The sequence below is a fragment of the Prauserella sediminis genome, assembly GCF_014195435.1.
Lineage (GTDB): Bacteria > Actinomycetota > Actinomycetes > Mycobacteriales > Pseudonocardiaceae > Prauserella > Prauserella salsuginis.
Window position 1 is genome coordinate 29,056 of sequence record NZ_JACIBS010000009.1, and the last position, 18,514, is coordinate 47,569.

Genomic DNA, 18,514 nt, shown 5'->3' on the forward strand with positions numbered 1-18,514 from the left:
CACCTTCTCCCGGTAGGTGAGCGTCCGGCCACGATTTCGCCAGTCGACGCCAATCGAGCGCCGGGCCGGAATCGAACCAGGTAGCTCCCCACCGGGAGTGGGGTGTGTTGCCGTTACACCACCAGCGCACGTCGAACGGGTCGGAGAGTAACACCCGACGCCGACATGGTCTTACACTCGCTGGCACCGGGTCTGGCGGATCGTGGCCGCCGGTAGCACTGCACATGCGCGCTACCGGGAGGCCGCTCGATGCCGTATCGCCGTGATCCTGAGCGGGATGCGTGGGACCGCCAGCCTGGCGAACCTGCTGAACAGTTCGACTGGTTCACCCACTACCGCAACGAGGGCCACCGTCGGAGTTACCAGCGCACGGCCGACAAGTTCGAGGTCACGCTGGCCCGTGTCCGGGGCGCGGCACAGCGCTACGAGTGGCCGCTGCGGCTCGCCGAGTTCAAGTCGGACCAGTCCCGGCAGATCCGCGAGCGGTTCGACGATGTGATCGAGCAGGGATTGGCCCCGTTCGCGCAGGCGTTCGCCCGGCTGTCGGCGTTGGCGGTGCAGAACCCTGGTGAGTCCGTGCCGCCGGATCGGGCGTTGCAGGCCGCCACGTCGGCGCTGCGGGTGGCTCGTGAGCCTGAGGTGCAGGCGCTGATCCGCACGCACGGCGATTCGCAGGACCAGTACCTGATCGGCGACACGATCCTGACCGCCCTCAACGCCCACCCGGAGGCGAAGGCGGCCGCGCTCGAAGCGCTCGAAGCGCTGGACCAGCGCACCCACGGCGGAGGCGAGTGAGCCGTGCGGATCGTCTCCAAGCTGCTGATCGAGCATCACCCGCCGCTGGTGATGGCTCGTTCCGGGCTGTCGCCGGACGTGTGGCAGTCCCGCCTGCTGCACGACCGGCCACATCGGGCGATCGTCGTGTGCTCCCGGCAGGCCGGCAAGAGCACCGTGTGCGCGGGCAAGGCGCTGCACCGGGCATTCACCGACCCGAACGCCGAGATCGTGGTCGTGTCACCGACGCAGCGGCAGTCCACGCTGCTGGTCAGCAAGGTGCGAAGGTTCGCCGAAGCGCTCGGGATCGAGCTGACCCGGGACGCGGCGACGTTCCTGCGCTTGACCAACGGGTCGACGATCTACGCGCTGCCCGGCCACGCCGACACGGTGCGCGGCTACTCGCCCGAGCTGCTGATCATCGATGAGGCTGCCTACACCGCCGAGGACCTGTACACCGCGTGCCTGCCGATGTTGGCCGCGACCGGCGGCGATCTGGTGGCGATCTCCACACCGCGAGGCCGGGACGGGTGGTTCTGGCACGAGTGGAACGGCGAGGGCGCCGACGGGTGGGAGCGCATCGAAGTGCCGTACACCGAGATCTCGCGGATCTCCGAGGAGTTCATCACCCAGCAGAAGGCGTCGATGTCGGCCGAACGGTTCGCCGCCGAGTATGAGTGCAGCTTCAACAGCTCGACGTTCGGCCTGTTCAACGCCGCCGACATCGCGGCCGCCGGCCCCCGCCCGTTGCCGGACGAGGGCGGGCTGCCAGACCCGTGGCAGATCATGGCCCGTAACCGGGCTCCGTTCCAGGCGGCCGCGTCATGACCCGCGAAGTCCGCACCGATGCGCCCGACGCGCCGGACGCGCGCGTGCTGGCGCTCGATGTCGGCGCCTACGGCCACAAGGGCTCGATCTCGGCGATGTTCTGGTACCGCCAGGGCGGCCACCTGCACGCCCACGCCTCGGACCTGTTGCCGCCGGAGGCGACGGTGCGCGACCAGCTCGACGTCCTTGAGGGGCTGGCCGAGTCCTACCCGGAGTACTGGCGGGTCTCGCCCGTGGTGGTGATCGGGGTGACCGTGCTGTCGGGAGAGGGTCGTCGCGAGGTCCGTCAGCACCTGGCCGACTGGTACAACCCTCCGACCCGGCGACGGCTGGTCGCGGTCGGCGACTACGCCGGCGAACAGTCCGGCGGCCGCGGTCTGGTCCCGCGGAAGAAGCTGCGCGACATGATCGCCCAGCGGCTCACGGCGCACACCCTGCATCTGACCAGCACGCAGCAGGAGGCGGTGTCGCTCTACAGCGGGCGGCGAGCCCGGCCGGTGCATGACGCGGACATCGACGGGTGGCGCCACGACGACACCGACGCGATCGCGTTGCCGGTGGCGCTGTCGTGCCTGGCGGCCCGGTCGTTGCTGCCGCCGCCGATGCCGACCGCGGAGCAGCGGTGGCGGCAGAAGGACCGGCTGGTGCGGGCTTGGCAGATCGAGATGGGCCTGTCCGAGCAGGAGGCCCACGAGCAGGCCCACCGGCACGGCCATCCGCGCGCGTTCCAGGCCACGACGACGAGCGTGTCGATGGCCATGCCCTCCCCTGACGTTCCTGCTCTGAACCTGCCTGTGAAAGGGGCGTGACCGTGGCGAACATGGTGGACCGCATCGCGGGGTTTCTGGCCCCGACACCGCACGAACCGGGCGTGGAGGACTGGGTGCCGCCGGCATTGTCGGCGGCCGCGACGACGCCGCCGCAACCGACCACGCCGAAGAAGGCACGGTCCACCCCGCAGTCGCAGGACTGGCAGGAACGGGCGTGGGCGTTCTACCGCGCCAAAGGGCCGGCACGGCAGGCGGTCGACTGGCTGGCGAATGGCATCTCCCGAATGCACCTGTACATCGGGCAGATCAAGACCGACGGCGTGGGCGATCCCGAACCCGTCCCCGACCCCGGACTGGCCGGGGAAATCCTGGCCGAGCTGCACGAGGGCCGGCTGGGGCAGCGAGACATGCTGCACCGGCTCGCGGTGCACCTGCTCGTGCCGGGCGAAAGCTGGCTGATCGGCTACCCGCGGCCGCCCCAGCCCGGCGAGAAGAAGGACCAGACCACCGATCGGGGCACCGCGTGGCAGGTGTGCTCGCGCAAGGAGTGGGAGCTGGGCTCGGTCGGCGATGACACGGTCACCGTCAAGATCCCCCGACATCCGAAGGCGGACGATGACGGCTGGGTCGAGTTCCCGTCCGCTGACGTGGTGGTCGTGCCGATCTACCAACCCGACCCGCAGGACGCGACGCGATCGACGTCGCGGTTCGAGTCCGCGATGGACGACCTGGCCGAGCTGGACGGCCTGTCCCGACGCACCGCGGCCGACATCAAGTCCCGCCTGGCCGGTGCTGGCCTGTTGCTGTTGCCCGAGTCGGCGACCGTGCCGAACCCCGGCATGTCCGAAGGCGGCGGTGTGGCCCCGATCCACGGCGATCCGCTGGTCGCGGCGCTCACCGCCGCGGCGAGCACAGCCATCCAGGACCCGGACTCGCCGTCGGCGACCGTGCCGATCACCGCGACCATCGCCGACGAAGCGATCGCGAAGATGCAGCACCTGAACTTCTTCTCGGAGTTCGATTCGCAGGTCCCGACGTTGCGCGACGGCGCCCGCAATGCCGTCGCGGTGGCGCTCGACGTGCCGGCCACCGTGGTGCAGGGCATCGAGGACCTGAACCACTGGTCAGCCTGGTCGGTGCAGGAAGACGCCATCCGCACCCACCTCGGCCCGTTGGTGTCGCTGATCTGCGTCACCCTGACCCGCGAAGTGCTGTGGCCGGCGCTGCGCGCAGCCGGTCAGGGCGACGTGGAGAACATCGTGATCTGGTGGGACGCCTCGGAGATCGAGCTGCGCCCGGACCGGTCGCACACCGCGATCGAGGCGTTCAAGCACCGCATCATCGGCGGCGAGGCCACCCGTCGCGAACTCGGGTTCGACGAGGACGACGCGCCCGCTCCCGGCGAAATGCCGCCGCAGTTCGCCGACCCGCCCGGTGGCGGTGTCGGCCAGTCCGGGCCGCCGGATGCGCAGGAGTCCGACCAGCGCGTTCGTCAGCAGATGAACTCCGCGTAGCTCTCGCCCTCTCGCCCCGGCCGGGTTCCGGTCGGGGCTCTCGTTCGTCTTTCACGGCTCGCGTGATGAGTGCTTATCCGACCCGCTGAATGCCTATTAATCGAGGTACCTCGCATGAAACCCGAACCAAGGAGGAGACGAGTGACGAACACCGACGAGATCAGCGACGGCTTTCACACGTTCGGCGAGCTGTACGAGTACCGGATGCTGTACCACGCGCACGCCGTCCGAGCGTGGGTCCAGCTCGGTTGGCCGGTCTCGAAGTCGTGGCGCCATCACGACGGTGAGCTGTGCTTCGGTGGCGGCTGGTTCATCGTCGCTGCGCAGTTGCCAGCGGGGCAGGTGTCGAATCACTACCCGGCAGATGATTGGGAGCTGTTCGACTGTCCCGAGGTTGAGGTGTCTCCGCTGTGGGATGGGCACACGCCGTCGGAGGCGGCGGAGCGGCTGAGGAGTCAGCTCGGCTCATGAAATACACCCCAGAAGACACGCGCCCCGACGGCCACATGTGGTTCAAGAAGTTCGCTGACGCCATCGGCCAGGCCGACCGGCGTGCTGCGCTGACCCGGTACCGCTACCGCGTCTACTACGACCCGGCGAATCGCTGGTGGAACATCCGCGCGACGCACCGGCCCGTGGAAATCGATGACTGAGAACCGTCCGCACCGCCTGGCGGTGCTTCGTGAGCGCGTCGCTGAGCTCTCGTTCCCGTCGACGCCGTCGTCCGAGGTGTCGGCGTTGCTCGGGGAGTGGTTGGGCGAGGTGTACGCCAGGTCGGTGGCGACGGGCGATACGTACTGCTCGCATCTGGGTGCGCTGCTGGGTTGGTGTGCGGCCGAGGCGGTGGATCCGGTGTTGTTGGATCGGCGGGCATCGGCTCGGCTGGTGGATTGGTTGGCGTCGGCGCCGTCGCCGTCGACGGGCCGGGTGCGGACGCCGTCGGCGATCAACGGCGTGCTGTCGGCTGGTGTTCGGTGGCTGAGGTATTGCGAGGCGGCCGGGCAGCGGCCGGAGGGTCCGATTCCCCTGTCGAAGGTGGATCGGCCGTCAGTGAGTCGCTCAGGGCGCAGCGCGCGGTTGCGGCGGGATGACGTGCACCGGCTGGTGTTGGCGGCGCGTGAGGATCACGTGCTGGGTGGGGTGCAGGCCAAGGCCATCTTGGCGACGTTGGCGCTGGTCGGGGTGCGTCCGACGGACCTGTGCCGCCTCGACCTTCACGATGTACACGATGCCGACGGCGGGACGTATGCGCTGGACCTGACGGGCAAGGGTGACAAGAAGCTGGTGCGCTGGGTGCCGCGTGTGGTGGCGGCGGACTGGTACGCCTACCTGTCGCGGGCGCGTGTCGAACCGGCGTCGGGTGAGGCGCTGCTGGTGCATCCGAGGCTGTACCGACGAGTGAACCGTGACGACGTGTTGGCGTTGGTCAAGCGGGCGGCGAGGCGGGCGGACGTGGCGGACCCGTGGCGGTTGACCGCTCGCGACTTCCGGCACTACTTCGCGACGGCGACCCGTTCGGTGTCGGATCTCCAGTCCCGCCAGCGGGCGCTCGGTCACTCCAGTCCGGCGACAACGGAGCTGTACGACGACACGGCGTGGTCGATGGAGCTGGACCCGGCGATCCGCCTGGCCGCGGTGCACGACGACTACCCGGCTGAGGAGCTGACGCGCCCGTTGGCGCACGCCATGCCGGCCACGCCGGTGGCGTCCGGGAAGCACGAGTGCGACTGCACGCCGCAGTGGAAGAACGCGCGCGTGTGGGCCGAGGCCGTCGGTGTCGACGAGTGGTGTCGCATCGAGATCACCGAGGCGTACGGGCCGGGTGTGCTGGCGGCGCTGCCGAATCCGGTGTGTGCGACGTGTTCGGCGACCTATCTCGGACCGTTCCGACTGCGGGCGGACCGGTCGTTCGATGCGCAGGCTGCGGAGATGGTCGACGAGCAGCTGCGCGAGTGGGACCGGTATCCGGAGGCGATGCAGCGGTCCGCGGAGCGTCGCCGCGACGTCGGGGACGAGTCGTGAGCGCGTGACCTGCGAATTCACCCGCCCGCACCACTTCCCCATCCTTGAATATCGTGTTATGATGATTATATCAACAGGAACTGTTGACCCGGATGAATGGAGATACACATGAGCTTCGACCTGGTTCTGCGTGGCGAAGCTGGCCGCGGCCCCAACGGCAGCGACCTGCACTGGAACAACCGCGGGTTCGCCGTGGTCGTCGACGACCTCCTACGCCTGGGCATGGCCTTCGACCTGCCCCACGGGGTCGCGTTCCCCAGCCTTCCCGGTTCCTACGACGACCACATCGGCGTCGACGAGAACGGCGACGAGTACGGCATCACCAGCGAAGGCCAGGCATGGCTGGAAGAACACGAGAAGCTGCTGCGCTGGCACGGCGACGACGATGACCGCGCCGGTATCCCGCTGCACAAGCTCAGCTCGAACGACGGCTGGGTGGTTACCGGCTGGGAAGCCGCAACCGCCATCGGCTGCTACTGGATCGCCCGCGCGCAGGGCTACGAGCACCCCGAGTCGTTCGACTCGCTGATCCCGTTCCTCGAGCGGGCCGCAGCCGGAGATGGATTCGAGGTGCACTGACCATGCGACACCCGCGCACTCAGATCGTGGTCTGTGCCTGCGGCGCGGAATCGGAACCGTCCGAAGACGACAACTGGCTGACCATGTGGGAAGGCGACCACACCCAGTTCGAATGCACCGCGGTCGTCGGATGGCGATGGGAACCCCGGCTCAAGAGCTGGCTGCCGCCGTCGCTGCCGGCCATGACCCGCTACGACGTCGACCCCGCCGCATACCTGGGGAGGTCGGCATGAACCGCACACCGCCCCCTCCCCTACTCGATGGGCCGCGGTGCCCGCTGTGCTTCGACGGCACCGTGTACGACGGATACGGCCACCTGTGCCCCTCGTGCGAAGCCTGGTGGGAAACGCGGACCGCTGACGGCCAGTGGTGCGAACCAGACGCGCCGCGGTGCACGGCGACGTGCCAGCCGTACCGGCACGCCATGGTCACGATCGGCGACGCGCTCCGCCCGTCGATCAGAGCACTGACGTGGCGCTGCGACCTCCGCAGCGAGCACGGCGAATGGCACCGCACGCTCCACCTGCCCGGCCTCGCCTGGGACGACGACGGGCACGCGCACACAACCCTGCCGGACGTTCCGCCGCTCGACACCACCACCGGTGTCCCCTGCGGCTGCCGTCGGCCCGAACTTGCAGAAGAGGTGTACGAATGACCGTCCACCACGCGACACGACTGCGGACGTACGAGCAGGACACGTCGATCTACGTCCTCGGCACCACCACGATCACCGAAGCATTGGCGGCCTTGCCGGACGACGTGACCCACTGGGCCGGAACGTTCCCCGGCCAGTACGTCCGCCGCCAGGGTCAGCTACGTGGTGCCAGCGACCTGCACCCGCCGAAGGACGCGCGGCCCGGTGTCGCGTTCCTCGGAGTCAAGCGAGGCCGCGAATGAGCCTCGACTACATCCGCAGGCACTACGGCGTGCCCGCCAAGCGCGGCGGCCGCATCCGCGATTACCAGGGCCGCTCCGGCGTCATCACGGGCGCGGCTGACGCGTCCTTGACTGTCCGTCTCGACGGCGAACGCCGTTCCGTGCGCTACCACCCCACATGGCAAATCACGTACGACGAGGAAGAACGGAACCCATGAGTAGACGACCCCTCATCGGACCGAAGCCGGACTACGTCGGCGCGGTGAGTCGCAGCAGCAACTACCTCACCGGCGACGCGGAACCGCTCGTGGGCGTCAGCGACTCCCTGCCGGATTCAGTGCGCGGGGCTGTGCTCGACGCTGCGGAGAAGGTCCTCGCCGAGCACGGCGACGACGAGCCGCTGTTGCCGACGCCGTGGGAACAGAAGGGCGGCACCGTTGTCGATGCCAACGGGCGGCACGTGCTCACCGTCGGAACGATGGCCAACGACGTGGAGCGCGCCAGTGTCGCCTCGACCGTCGCCGCCATCGTGAACGAAGCCGTCGAGTCCAGTTCGGCGAAAGACGCTCGGGCTTCGGTGGGGACCGAGCGCGACGAGTGGCGCCGCGCCGCTGAACACTCCCGGCAGGTCCACCGCGATCTCGTGGCCACTGTGCGTGGGATCAGCGAGAACCTGGCTCGGGCTCTCGCGTGGCACGACCCGGACGACACGCCTGACGTCGAGCCCGTCGACGACCAGCGGTACGTCTACCTGCGTCTCGGCGGTGTCGACGAGCCGTTCTACTACTACCGCTGGAGCGGTGCCGGACCGGTCGAACAGCTCGTCGAACTCGATGGCAATTGGCGGCAGACCGGCCGCAGGCACCCCGCTGACATGCCTGGTGGCGTCCGCATCATCCGCGGCGACGAGCTGCCCGAGCCCGACGCCGAGTCGTGAGCTGAGAGGACAACCCGCACACGCCTCGCTGTGTGGGCTGTCTGCCCAGCTCACGACTGGGTTCCCGGATGAACAGGAGAGACCGATGAACGTTGCGGATCTGGCCGCTGACATTGCTGACAAGACCGACGTGCTCTGGGTCAACGTCAACAGCGATGGAACGTGGGTTGGGCTGTACCCCGACGAGGACGGCGTCGACGGGCTCGATCTCGAGACCGCGTGGCAGGTCGACGAGGTGCTGACCGACGACGTGTTGGACGAGCTTGTCGATGGCCACGGTGTGCGGGTCGTGGACTTCGACACCGGACATGCGTGGGAGGTGTGACCGGTGGGCCGCCCGTGCCGTGGCGGACCCCGTTGCGCGGAGCAGCGGGCCGGGCAGTGCTTGGCCGGGCTCGTGGCGTTGGCGGTGGTCGCAGCGCTGGTTGGCGGGTTGGTGTCGGTCATGGTGGTGCTGGTCGCCGAGGTCTTCGGAGGTGCGTGGTGAGCCTGAACTTCGAGGAGGCATACGAGCGTGCCCGTCCTGTCTCCCCGTTCGCGAACGGGGACGAGTGGGAAGAGTGGTCCGAGAGCTGGTGTGGCACGTGTCTGCGTGACGCGCCGCATCGCCGCATGGGGTCCGGTTCGGACTGTCCGCTGGTGATGGTGGCGTTCTCGGAACGGACGCCGGCGGAGTGGTTGGACGGGCCTCGCGATGAGCAGGGCCGGTACCGGATGTCGGAGCAGTACGTGTGTGTCGAGTATCGGCGTCCGGGTGGCGGTGGTGGTGAGCCGCGGCCGCAGCCGGAGCCGCTGGACATGGAGGGGCTGTTTCCGCGGCCGGAGCGGGCGGTTCGGATGCCGGTCTTGCCTGAGACGGCGGCTGTTGTGGGGAGGTCAGCGTGAGTGACGACGAACGTCCCGTGCACGACGTCGCGGTGACGGTGTTCGCCCGCTGCGAGGGCGTGGACTACGGGGAAGCCGCCAACCTCGCCATGGCGGCGGTGAGGTCTCTGTTCCGGCAGCACGGTACGACGCAGGACGACGGAAGCCGCCGGCTAGTGCTGCACATGCGGGATGAGGACGTACCGGTCGACGTGCACTACGTCACGGAAGCTGGTCAGGCCGTCCGCAGCGGCTACTTGTGGCTCCATCCGACCAAGCAGGCGTACCCGAGGGCGGATGAGAGCCAGCTCCCGAGGTGAGGCGAACTGAAAGGCCCTGGTCAGCAACCCTCTGACCAGGGCCTTTCAGTGTTCCCCAGAGCACAACACCCTTCCACGTGGCCGATATCATGTTATGATGATTATATAAGAAAGAAAGATAACACAGACCCGGAGGACGACATGCTGGACGCCATCACCGCCCGCGACATCTTCACCACCGACACGGTCCTGGCTCAGGCTGACGTTCAGGTCACCCGCAAGCGCCGCATGGACGACGACCGCGACTGGTTCATCGGACTGGCCAACACGAACCGCACGATCACCATTCGCAGCCTGACCACGACGCTCTCCTCGATCTTCTCCGGCACCACGAAGGTGTCCGAGCAGGCGGTCGAGGCGCTGGCCATGCTGGTGGACAAGAAGGACGCGTCGCAGGTCACCGACGAGATCGCGGCCGAGGTTGTTGCTGGCCTGGCGTTCGGCGAGATGAAGTCGGGCTGGTGATTCGCCTCTCCACTTTCCCGAAAAACAAGTTAAGATAATCATATAACAAGGACAAACTCCCGGATGCCCATACTGGAGAAGGAGACACCGTGACCGAGAACAAGGTTCTGGAGCGCGTTCGGCGCCTGCTCGACAAGGCGGCCCACCCGAACACGCCGCCGGCCGAGGCGGAGCTGGCCCAGCAGCGCGCGATCGAGATCGCCGAGAGGCACGGCATCGACACGGCACTGCTCGAGGACGGCCACGTCACCGGCAGCGACGTCGAGACCCGCGAGATCGCGATCGAGCCGTCCTACGCGCAGGAGAAGTCGATGCTGCTGCACGTGATCGCGCAGACGTCGAACTGCCGGATGGTGGCGTACCCGCGCGACTGGCGTTACGGCAAGGGCCGCAACCGCGACGGCAGCCGCCGGACGGTGTTCCACTACGGCAAGGGCGTGGACGCGAAGGTCTACGGCTTTCCCAGTGATCTTGAGCGCGTGGAGCTGCTGTTCACGCTGCTGATGATGCAGGCCACGAAGGACATGATGCGGTCGATGCCGAAGCCGGGCGAGGACCCCGGCGCCCACCGACGCAGCTTCCTGTTCGGGTTCTGCGACTCGGTCGGCGCGCGGATGCAGGAGATGCGCCAGCGTGCTGAGCGTGAGGCGAACGCCGAGTCCGACGGGCGGTCGACAGCGCTGGTGCTGCGTGATCGGCAGGCGCTGGTCGAGGAGTTCTTCCAGTCGAAGAACCCGAACGCGCAGGCCCGCACCGCCTCCACGTCGTCCCGCGCGGGATACCAGGCCGGCTACGCCGCAGGCGAGCAGGCCGACCTGGGCCAGACCGCGGTCAGCGCCTGACGAGAAGGGGGACCAGCGATGATCGTCAAGACGCGCCGCTACTGCTTCTACTGCCACGAGGAGATCGAACACCTGGACGGCGTCGGTTGGGTCGAGGTCGGCGACGACGGGCACTACGACATCTGCCCTGACAGTCCGGCTGCGCTCCGGGAGCCGATCGACGATGACGAGATGAAGCACCGACCCATGTGGTGACCTGCTGCTTCTCGCCGACCGGCGGGGCCTCGGCTACCTGCTGAGGCCCCGCCGATGTCGTGGCACAATCGAAACTGCGTTCGATACTGAAAGGCGTGCGTTGCGGCCGGTGGAGCCGCCGCGCCCTGTCGTGGTCGAGCTGCGGCACCTGTGGCCGCCTGAGCGCGGTGTTCGCTGGGCGAGGGATACGCCCATCTGGGTTCGCGCGTCTGGCGTCGACCTGCACGAGGACGTCGAGGGAACGCTGACGCACTGGCTGCTGACCTGCGCGGGCGATTGGCTCGGTGTTGTCGAGGGGTTGCAGCTCGGGTCGCAGAACAACGAGCTGTCGCTGCCGTTGGGTCCGCAGGTGGTGAGGGCGTCGACGATCCGCCCTCGCTAGGACGCGCGTCGACACGGCGTTTCTGCTGGTCGGGACTGTTTCGCAGGGCACACTCTTGCCCCTTATCGCTGTTATCGTGTTAAGATGATTATATAACCCGGATGAGTTGGAGTTGAGATGACGATCGAGCACCCCCGATACGCCGAGGCCGTGGACACGGTCGCGGCTGACCCCGCGGTCCAGCGCATGGCCGCTGAGCTGCGCCTCGACAACATGCCGCGCGAGACGTTCACCCACGCCTCCAACACCCCGACCATGCCGTTCATGGAGCGCGCCAACGACGCCTACCAGCGCTACGGCGGCAGTGCGTACGGCCTGTTCCTCGGCACCGTGGCCAACGCGGTGCTTCGCCTGGCCTACGACTCCCCGCTCCGCCGCTACGAGGTGCGCACGGGTAGCACGGGCGGCGACACCGTGGGCGTCGGCATTCCCCCGCTGGTCACGTTCGAGGTCATCAACGACGCCGAGCTGGGGCTGCGCATCGCCGACCTGGTCCGCAACGCGCACAACCTGGACCGCGAGCAGGTCGTCGTGGAGCTCTACACCAGCGTGGCCGAGGCCCGCCGCGAGGACACGGGCGAGCGGCTGGAGTCCTTCGCCGTGGACGAGGTGATCGGGCGATGAGCGGGTTCACCCCGACCGATGAGCAGGTCGCCATCATCGACGCGTGCGCCGCGGGCCGGAACCTCGTGATTGAGGCCGGCGCCGGGGCGGGCAAGACGTCGGTGCTCAAGTTGGCGGCCGAGAAGATGAAGGGCCGCGGGCTGTACGGCGCATTCAACAAGGCGATCGCGGACGAGGCCGCTGCCAAGTTCCCGAAGCACGTGACCTGCAAGACGATCCACTCGTTGGCGTTCGGTCAGGTGGGCACGCGGTACAAGGGCCGGCTGAACGGGCCGCGGCAGCCGGCGCGGCAGGTCGCGCACCTGCTCGGCATCCGCGAGCCCGTGACGATCAGCGACGTCGAGCTGTATCCGGCCACGATCGCTCGCCTGGCGGTCGATGCCGTGGAGCGGTTCTGCAACTCCGCCGACGACGAGATCGGCTGGTCACACGTGCCGCAGATCAACGGTCTGACCGTGGAGGACGACCCGGAGGCCAGTGCCGCGGTGAAGCGGCTCGTCATGCCGCACGCTCAAGCGATCTGGGCCGACCTCCAGCACACGGACGCCGACGGTGGCGGCCTGTTCCGGTTCACGCACAGCCACTACCGCAAGATCTACGCGCTGCGGAAGCCGCGGCTGCCGTTCGACTTCATCCTGCTCGACGAGTGCCAGGACACGTCGCCGGTCGTGGCGGAGATGCTGATGGCCCAAACGCACGCCCAGCTGATCGCGGTGGGCGACGCGGCGCAGGCGATCTACGGCTGGGCCGGTGGGTCGATGGAGACGCTGGACCGGTGGCCTGCCGAGGAGCGGCTGCGGCTGACGCAGTCGTTCCGGTTCGGCCAGCAGATCGCGGCCGAAGGCAACAAGTGGCTGACACTGCTGGGAACGGACATGCGGATCAGCGGCACCGGCACGTCGGTGGTCGGCCCGGTGGTGCGGCCGAACGCGGTGCTGTGCCGCACGAACGGCGGCGCGGCGCAGGAGGTGCTGCGGGCGCAGAAGGCCGGCACCAGGGTGGCGCTGGTCGGCGGCGGTGCGGCGATCAAGAACCTCGCCGAGGCGTGCGAGGACTTGCGCGCTGGTCGGGCGACGTCGCACCCGGAGCTGGTGGCGTTCCGCGACTGGGGTGAGGTGCAGGACTACGCCACCCACGAGTCGTCCGGCTCGGACCTGCGGGCGTTCGTCACGCTGATCGACAACCACGGGTCGGACGTGGTGATCGAGGCGATGGAGCGGCTGTCGCCGGAGAGTCGTGCCCAGGTCACGGTGTCGACCGCGCACAAGGCCAAGGGGCGTGAGTGGCCGACGGTGCGGATCGGTGGTGACTTTCAGGAGCCGGAGAGCGCGGACGGCGAGCCGGTCGACCCGGAGGCGGAAGAGGTGCGTCTGGCGTACGTGGCGGTGACCCGCGCTCAGAACTGCTTGGACGTCGGCGGGCTTGAGTGGATCGACGACCACGTCGACCAGCCCGAGAAGACCGTGAAGGAGGTGACCCAGTGACCGCAGCCGTGCGCAGCATCCAGCCCCGTCGTATATCGTCGCCTGAAAATGATCATAACCAGAAGGGGCGGCGACGGATGGGGCACGAGCCTCTGAGGGCGAAGTACACGAAGCCGGACGGGCGGCCGGCGGTGCGGGTGGAGGCTCCGCGGTACCTGAGCGAGGAGCAGGCCGCGCGGATGTTGGCGTGCCTGTACGCCGGTGGCGGCACGGTGATGACGGGTGAGATGCAGCTGCGGCACGGGCTGCACCACGCGGTGCAGATGCAGTACCAGCGCGAGTTGCCGCACGAGCCCGACCCGAACCTGGTCGACGGGTACAAGGCTGCGCTTGAGCGGCATCGGGCGAAGTTCTTCCGGTTCGCGTGGGTGGAGAACGTCGGCAAGTTCTCGTCGGTGAAGCGCCTCGGGCTGGACCCGGAGCAGGCCACGCATTGCCGGATCGACGAGTCGGTCACGTTCGATTTCGACGAGGCGCGCCGGGCGTTGGCGCTGGTCTATGGCGAGATGCCGACCGGTGTGCGCGTGGGCCTGTCGACCTGCACGAATGGGCTGTTGCGGGCCGCTCGTGAGCGCGTGTTGGATTCGGGACGTCAGCCGGACCCGGAGGCGGTGGCCGCGTTCGGTGAGCTACTAGCCGAACACGTCGAGGGATTCCCCGGTGAGGAGACGTCATGAGCCCTGATCAGTACTTCGACGATGCGGTTCGCCGCAGCGTGACGAGCGTGCGGGAGAACGACAGGCACCCGCTTGGGGTGTGGTCCACGGGCGAGAAATTGCTGGTCGCGCTGGTGTTGATGGACCGCGAGTACCTTGCCGACGAGGGTTACAGCTACGACGAGGCGATGACGCGTGTGGCCGGCGGGATCGGCGTCGACCGTGGCCAGTTGCCGGAGTGGCTGGATCGGGTGCGGCAAGAGGTCGAGCGGCAGACGCCGTGACCGGGAAGGGGCTGACCTGGGTTTTCACCCGGTCGGCCCCTTCCTTCGCCGCATTATCCGGTTATGATGATTATATGAACTCGACTACGGAGGGAGTTGGCATGGAGTCCACGACGCTCGCGCTGTGCACCACGACCGCCGGAACACGAGCCCGAGTCCGCGTGCGCATGAGCTACGACGCGACCGACCCGTTCGCCGTGACCTGGGCGTTCCAGACCAGGCCGTCCGAGGTGCAGTGGGTCATCGGCCGGGAGCTGCTGCTCGACGGCATCACCAGCCGAACGCCAGTCGGCGACGGCGACGTGCAGCTGCACCGCGGCGACCACGGCGAACTCGAGGTGCGCCTCTCGTCCCCCACCGGCGACGCCACGTTCACGATGCCCGGCAGCGACGTCGCCGAGTTCCTGGTCGACACGCTCGCCGAGGTGCCGGAGGGCTTCGAGGTGTTGGGCACCGATGACGTAGCGACGCTGCTCACGGGTCACACGCACACGTCGGAGAGCCGCGTCGACCAGCGATAACCAGACAGGCAGGCCAACAGATCACCGGATGAAGGAGAAGCACGCGATGTTCGAAACGGTCAGCCAGGACACCGTCGACAAGCTCGCGACCGAGATCGCCGAGACCGAAGACGAGATCGTCGTCGAGGACGCCGGCGACGGCTGGTGGGAGGTCTGGATCAGGGACTACGGGTCCGACCGTGGCGCGTACTGGGGCGTCGTCCCCGGCGAGGTCCTTGTAGCACTGAACGACTCCCCCGACGAGTACGCCGTCGACATCTACAACCCCGACGGCAGCGACTGGGAATAGCCAGCGACCAACGATCAACCCCACTCGAAAGGGAGTACCGCCAGTGCCTACTACCCGTGAACCGCTCGACCACGTCGCCGTCACTCGTGTTCGCGAGCTGCGGAACGGAGACCAGCTCACCAAGGCCGAGCTGCGCTGTGCCGTGGCCAGGCTCTATGCCGACGGCTACCCCGTCGACGCCATCGCTCGACAGCTCGACGTCAAGAGTCGAAATGTGCGGCGCGACCTGCGTAAATGCCAGGGGGTGAAACCGCAGGTCCACCCTGTTTCCGTGCCCAATATCGTGTTATGATGATTGTAGTAACTTGATCATGAGGTGGTGTGACGAACGTGTATTGGCGAGACCGCGCCGCATGTCGCAATGAGGACCCGGACCTGTTCTTCCCGGACGGGACGAAGGACGCGATGAGCAAGTGGCAGCTGGCCACGGCGAAATCCGTGTGCGCCCGCTGCCCGGTCGCGAACGAATGCCTGGCCGACGCGATCACGCACCCCAAGCACTGGGGCGTGTTCGGCGGACTGGATGCAGACGAGCGCCGGGCCATGGTCCGCGCCCACGAGCGCACGCTGACGAACACCGACTCGGACGGCGGGCAGCCCCGAATGCCGGCCGGTCCGCGGCTCGCCGGGGTTTCCCCGAGCACCTGACGAGCCCCTTCGTCCACGACGCCTCCCCTATCCCCCGGCCGTCGTGGGCGTTGGGGCTCGTCAGGTGACGGCACCGTCCCCCTGAACGAGACCCTGCGACCAGCACGCACATCAGAGACGAACGTGCTGGTCGCAGGGTTGATCTCCGGATGAATAGGAGTCGCCGCCCATGTTATCGGGCTGGACGAAGTGCCCGTTCTCCTCGTGTCACAGCGCAGGAAGTCGTGCACTGTCCGATACGATCCGGGCTATCTCTGATGGGGGATGCCTAGGCAAAGGAAAAGCCCCCCGGCACCACCCAGGGGGCTTGAAGGCCTTTGCCCGGCCGTTTCCTCATCAGAGTCACGAGAAAGTCAACACCTGCCAGTGGGAGCTCTCGTGACCGTGCGGACTCACCATCCGCACAGTGGCCACTATAGCGGTTTGCTGCTACAGAGCGACAGCACCGTTCGTGCCCGTGTCACAGAGGTCTCCTTAGAAGAGGAGAAACGTACGTGAGCACGGAAGATTTCGACACCAGCGCACTCGAGGACTTCGAGGCAGAAGACGACTTCGAGTCGGACTTCGTCTGGCCCTGGGGACAGACCCAGCACTGGGTGGTGTTCGGCGACGCGACGGCCGATGAGCTGGGCGTTTACTCATTCATCATGGCCCACGTCAATCCGCACACCGGCAAGCTCACGGCGCGGTTCGGTCGCAAACGCATCGCTGAGCGCTTCGGTAAGTCGCTGGACTGGGTGGATAAGAGGCTGAAGGCGCTCGCCGAGAAGGACGCCATGCAGAAGAAGCCCATGTACTGGCGCGACGCCAAGGACCACAGCAGGGGTCGGTCGGTGAATCCGACCGACAGCTACGGCAACAAGCGCGCGCAGGCACCCAACCGCTATCGCGTTCGCATCGCGCCGCCGAAGGGCCAGTCGCATCCCGGCCCGATCTCCGTCGGCGAGTTCTACAAGCCGTCCAAGATGGCGGCACGTTTGGAGTCGCAACGACGCTCCGACGATGAGAGCGAAACCCCAGGTGAAGGGGGGGCCGCAAATCAGCGGCCGGGGTCTGACCAGGAAGAACTCAGCGCGGACGAATCGACCGAGGCCCCTGAGGAGGAGCCTGCCCCTGACCAGGGCGAGTCCGGCGAAACTCCTGGTGAACAGGGGGGCCGCCACACAGCGGCCCCCGGGGGCCGCCACACAACGGCGGAGGGGGGGCCGCCACACAGCGGCCCGAAATACAACGGGGCTGGACGAACAACCACGAGTGGAACAACCACGGGTGTATCTACTACCGCGAACGTCTCGCTTCGCTCCGACGTTCTTGCTAACGACACAGCTGGTCGCTCTGCTCAGTCCAACACTGATCAAAGCAACCAGGTAAGTAACCACCCACACGCGCGCGAGGACGACCGCGGTTCAGCTGGGCCGAAGAGCGCTCGGGAAGAAGCAATGGATCACATGCGATCGGTCCTCGGCCGTCGCCAGCCGGTGTAGGCAACAAGATCGACGCGGCCAGTTCCGGCCTGCCCACGTGGCCGTGTGCGCTACGGGGCGCCTCGCCGACCCCCGATACACCGGGCGGCACTGATCGAAGGCGCACAGGCCATCTCAGCCGGTCTTGTCGATCAGGGCCTACCCCGCTCGGCGTGACCGGCTGGACACAGCCCGTGGAGCTGAGACAATGAGCAGACCCGGATGACCAAGGAGAAACCCACCATGAGCAGCATCGATATCCCAGACGAGGCCCTGACCATCGCCACGAGCGCGGCTCGCGAGCAGGGTATGGACGTGAAGGGCTGGCTCATGGCGGCAATCAGCCAGCATGCCGCGGAGCAGGAGCCCATCAGCGAGATCCCGGTCGACGACTGCGGTTTCCCCGCCTCCCCCGCCCCTGCCGCGGCCTGAACCTGCACCAGACACGAAGAAGCCCCCCAGGATCTTCCTGGGGGGCTTCTTCGTGTTCGCCCGGCTAATCACCCTCGGCCAGCTCCAAGCGACGCTCACGCGCCGCATCAGGCTGGTCTCCACCATCGCCCGTGATCCTTTCGGCATGTGCCTGCCGGGGCTGCCGGGAAAAGCCGGCAGGCGCCGCGGCGAACGCGTGCGACGGGTTCTCCACCTCCGCCAACAGCCGCTGCCGGTAGCCCTGCGCCGCCTTCAACTCGGCCTCCGCCTCATCGATCGCCGGGTCAGCCTCACGCTGCACCCGCATCCGCTGGAACACCGCACCGGCCGACCCCGCCAACAGCGCGACCGCGAACGTCGGCACCCACCACGGCACCGACACCGTCAGCGCCACGAGCACCCCGACCATGCCGACGACGCCGGCGCCCTTGGCCGCGTTCAGCCACTGCTGTGCGACCGCCTCGGCCTCGTTGATGAGCTTTGCCTGCCGCGACCGTGCCTGGGTCACCGCCTCCTCGGCCTTCTCGAGTTGCGGTCCCATCGACTCCCGCCGCTGCTTCCGCATCTGCGTCTCGATGAGCGTGTCGGTCAGCGTGTTGATCTGCTCCTGGAAGTAGCTCGCCCGCGGAGAGTCCTCGTCCTCTTGAGCCTCACGCAGCCCGTGCAGCTCGTTGATCCGCCGCTCCAGCTCCTGGATGTCGTCGTCGTAGCTCATGTTCGTGTGCTCACTTTCTGTATCGAAACA

The 18,514-nt window shown here is 67.7% G+C and carries 31 protein-coding genes and 1 tRNA gene; 30 read left to right on the top strand and 2 right to left on the bottom strand.

Annotated features, from left to right (window positions below; translation table 11 throughout):
• Window positions 1-56: 56 nt before the first annotated feature.
• A tRNA-Gly gene (locus tag FB384_RS24185) sits at window positions 57-128 on the bottom strand.
• A 121-nt stretch (window positions 129-249) separates the two neighbouring features.
• Here FB384_RS24185 and FB384_RS24190 point away from each other — a divergent pair.
• The 30 genes from FB384_RS24190 to FB384_RS24335 all read left to right on the top strand — a co-directional run bounded on the left by FB384_RS24190 (window position 250) and on the right by FB384_RS24335 (window position 17,769).
• Window positions 250-795 carry a hypothetical protein gene (locus FB384_RS24190; protein ID WP_183787152.1) on the top strand — a complete coding sequence of 182 codons (546 nt, stop codon included), beginning with the start codon at window positions 250-252 and terminating at the stop codon, window positions 793-795.
• Between the two features lie 3 nt (window positions 796-798).
• A complete protein-coding gene (locus FB384_RS24195) occupies window positions 799-1,602 on the top strand; it encodes a terminase large subunit domain-containing protein (protein WP_183787153.1) in 804 nt (267 codons plus the stop codon).
• On the top strand, window positions 1,599-2,411 hold the full coding sequence (locus FB384_RS24200) for a hypothetical protein (RefSeq protein ID WP_183787154.1): 813 nt from the start codon (window positions 1,599-1,601) through the stop codon (window positions 2,409-2,411). Before FB384_RS24195 ends, FB384_RS24200 begins: the two co-directional genes overlap by 4 nt.
• An 11-nt stretch (window positions 2,412-2,422) precedes the next feature.
• Window positions 2,423-3,886 (top strand): hypothetical protein, encoded by a 1,464-nt coding sequence (locus FB384_RS24205; protein ID WP_183787155.1) that lies wholly within the window; start codon window positions 2,423-2,425, stop codon window positions 3,884-3,886.
• A gap of 141 nt (window positions 3,887-4,027) precedes the next feature.
• On the top strand, window positions 4,028-4,357 hold the full coding sequence (locus FB384_RS24210) for a WDGH domain-containing protein (RefSeq protein ID WP_183787156.1): 330 nt from the start codon (window positions 4,028-4,030) through the stop codon (window positions 4,355-4,357).
• Window positions 4,354-4,539, top strand: coding sequence for a hypothetical protein (locus FB384_RS24215; protein WP_183787157.1), 186 nt, complete (start codon window positions 4,354-4,356; stop codon window positions 4,537-4,539). Before FB384_RS24210 ends, FB384_RS24215 begins: the two co-directional genes overlap by 4 nt.
• A complete protein-coding gene (locus FB384_RS24220; protein ID WP_183787158.1) occupies window positions 4,532-5,908 on the top strand; it encodes a tyrosine-type recombinase/integrase in 1,377 nt (458 codons plus the stop codon). The genes FB384_RS24215 and FB384_RS24220 overlap by 8 nt, the downstream gene beginning before the upstream one ends.
• A 108-nt stretch (window positions 5,909-6,016) precedes the next feature.
• Complete coding sequence (locus FB384_RS24225; protein ID WP_183787159.1) at window positions 6,017-6,487, top strand: hypothetical protein; 471 nt, start codon at window positions 6,017-6,019, stop codon at window positions 6,485-6,487.
• A 2-nt stretch (window positions 6,488-6,489) separates the two neighbouring features.
• Window positions 6,490-6,720, top strand: a complete 231-nt coding sequence (locus FB384_RS24230) for a hypothetical protein (protein WP_183787160.1) — start codon at window positions 6,490-6,492, stop codon at window positions 6,718-6,720.
• Window positions 6,721-6,911: 191 nt separating this feature from the next.
• Window positions 6,912-7,142 carry a hypothetical protein gene (locus tag FB384_RS24235; protein ID WP_183787161.1) on the top strand — a complete coding sequence of 77 codons (231 nt, stop codon included), beginning with the start codon at window positions 6,912-6,914 and terminating at the stop codon, window positions 7,140-7,142.
• Window positions 7,139-7,384 (top strand): hypothetical protein, encoded by a 246-nt coding sequence (locus FB384_RS24240; protein WP_183787162.1) that lies wholly within the window; start codon window positions 7,139-7,141, stop codon window positions 7,382-7,384. The genes FB384_RS24235 and FB384_RS24240 overlap by 4 nt, the downstream gene beginning before the upstream one ends.
• A complete protein-coding gene (locus tag FB384_RS24245; protein ID WP_183787163.1) occupies window positions 7,381-7,581 on the top strand; it encodes a hypothetical protein in 201 nt (66 codons plus the stop codon). The genes FB384_RS24240 and FB384_RS24245 overlap by 4 nt, the downstream gene beginning before the upstream one ends.
• Window positions 7,578-8,300 (top strand): hypothetical protein, encoded by a 723-nt coding sequence (locus FB384_RS24250; RefSeq protein ID WP_183787164.1) that lies wholly within the window; start codon window positions 7,578-7,580, stop codon window positions 8,298-8,300. Before FB384_RS24245 ends, FB384_RS24250 begins: the two co-directional genes overlap by 4 nt.
• A gap of 85 nt (window positions 8,301-8,385) precedes the next feature.
• Window positions 8,386-8,625, top strand: a complete 240-nt coding sequence (locus tag FB384_RS24255; RefSeq protein ID WP_183787165.1) for a hypothetical protein — start codon at window positions 8,386-8,388, stop codon at window positions 8,623-8,625.
• 3 nt (window positions 8,626-8,628) lie between these two features.
• Complete coding sequence (locus FB384_RS24260; protein ID WP_183787166.1) at window positions 8,629-8,787, top strand: hypothetical protein; 159 nt, start codon at window positions 8,629-8,631, stop codon at window positions 8,785-8,787.
• A 394-nt stretch (window positions 8,788-9,181) separates the two neighbouring features.
• Complete coding sequence (locus FB384_RS24265; RefSeq protein WP_183787167.1) at window positions 9,182-9,484, top strand: hypothetical protein; 303 nt, start codon at window positions 9,182-9,184, stop codon at window positions 9,482-9,484.
• A 141-nt stretch (window positions 9,485-9,625) separates the two neighbouring features.
• Window positions 9,626-9,949: a hypothetical protein gene (locus FB384_RS24270; protein WP_183787168.1), complete on the top strand. Its 324-nt coding sequence runs from the start codon at window positions 9,626-9,628 to the stop codon at window positions 9,947-9,949.
• Window positions 9,950-10,038: 89 nt separating this feature from the next.
• Window positions 10,039-10,791 carry a DUF2786 domain-containing protein gene (locus FB384_RS24275; protein WP_183787169.1) on the top strand — a complete coding sequence of 251 codons (753 nt, stop codon included), beginning with the start codon at window positions 10,039-10,041 and terminating at the stop codon, window positions 10,789-10,791.
• 18 nt (window positions 10,792-10,809) lie between these two features.
• Window positions 10,810-10,986, top strand: coding sequence for a hypothetical protein (locus FB384_RS24280; protein WP_183787170.1), 177 nt, complete (start codon window positions 10,810-10,812; stop codon window positions 10,984-10,986).
• A 109-nt stretch (window positions 10,987-11,095) separates the two neighbouring features.
• Window positions 11,096-11,368 (top strand): hypothetical protein, encoded by a 273-nt coding sequence (locus FB384_RS24285; RefSeq protein WP_183787171.1) that lies wholly within the window; start codon window positions 11,096-11,098, stop codon window positions 11,366-11,368.
• A gap of 117 nt (window positions 11,369-11,485) precedes the next feature.
• Entirely contained in the window at window positions 11,486-11,992 is a 507-nt protein-coding gene (locus FB384_RS24290) for a hypothetical protein (RefSeq protein WP_183787172.1), read from the top strand.
• Window positions 11,989-13,476: a UvrD-helicase domain-containing protein gene (locus FB384_RS24295; RefSeq protein WP_183787173.1), complete on the top strand. Its 1,488-nt coding sequence runs from the start codon at window positions 11,989-11,991 to the stop codon at window positions 13,474-13,476. Before FB384_RS24290 ends, FB384_RS24295 begins: the two co-directional genes overlap by 4 nt.
• A 77-nt stretch (window positions 13,477-13,553) precedes the next feature.
• Window positions 13,554-14,153 (top strand): hypothetical protein, encoded by a 600-nt coding sequence (locus tag FB384_RS24300; RefSeq protein WP_183787174.1) that lies wholly within the window; start codon window positions 13,554-13,556, stop codon window positions 14,151-14,153.
• The gene (locus FB384_RS24305; protein WP_183787175.1) at window positions 14,150-14,416 is read left to right on the top strand and encodes a hypothetical protein; all 267 of its coding nucleotides are present in this window, start codon (window positions 14,150-14,152) and stop codon (window positions 14,414-14,416) included. The genes FB384_RS24300 and FB384_RS24305 overlap by 4 nt, the downstream gene beginning before the upstream one ends.
• A 101-nt stretch (window positions 14,417-14,517) precedes the next feature.
• Window positions 14,518-14,937 carry an SsgA family sporulation/cell division regulator gene (locus FB384_RS24310; protein ID WP_183787176.1) on the top strand — a complete coding sequence of 140 codons (420 nt, stop codon included), beginning with the start codon at window positions 14,518-14,520 and terminating at the stop codon, window positions 14,935-14,937.
• Window positions 14,938-14,965: 28 nt separating this feature from the next.
• Entirely contained in the window at window positions 14,966-15,226 is a 261-nt protein-coding gene (locus FB384_RS24315) for a hypothetical protein (protein ID WP_183787177.1), read from the top strand.
• Between the two features lie 43 nt (window positions 15,227-15,269).
• Window positions 15,270-15,518, top strand: coding sequence for a helix-turn-helix domain-containing protein (locus tag FB384_RS24320; RefSeq protein ID WP_183787178.1), 249 nt, complete (start codon window positions 15,270-15,272; stop codon window positions 15,516-15,518).
• 29 nt (window positions 15,519-15,547) lie between these two features.
• Window positions 15,548-15,874 carry a WhiB family transcriptional regulator gene (locus tag FB384_RS24325; protein ID WP_407676110.1) on the top strand — a complete coding sequence of 109 codons (327 nt, stop codon included), beginning with the start codon at window positions 15,548-15,550 and terminating at the stop codon, window positions 15,872-15,874.
• A gap of 494 nt (window positions 15,875-16,368) precedes the next feature.
• Window positions 16,369-17,358: a hypothetical protein gene (locus tag FB384_RS24330; RefSeq protein WP_183787179.1), complete on the top strand. Its 990-nt coding sequence runs from the start codon at window positions 16,369-16,371 to the stop codon at window positions 17,356-17,358.
• 222 nt (window positions 17,359-17,580) lie between these two features.
• A complete protein-coding gene (locus FB384_RS24335; RefSeq protein WP_183787180.1) occupies window positions 17,581-17,769 on the top strand; it encodes a hypothetical protein in 189 nt (62 codons plus the stop codon).
• Window positions 17,770-17,833: 64 nt separating this feature from the next.
• On the opposite strand, the gene FB384_RS24340 is transcribed toward FB384_RS24335, so the two are convergent.
• On the bottom strand, window positions 17,834-18,484 hold the full coding sequence (locus FB384_RS24340) for a hypothetical protein (protein WP_183787181.1): 651 nt from the start codon (window positions 18,482-18,484) through the stop codon (window positions 17,834-17,836).
• Window positions 18,485-18,514 lie beyond the last annotated feature (30 nt).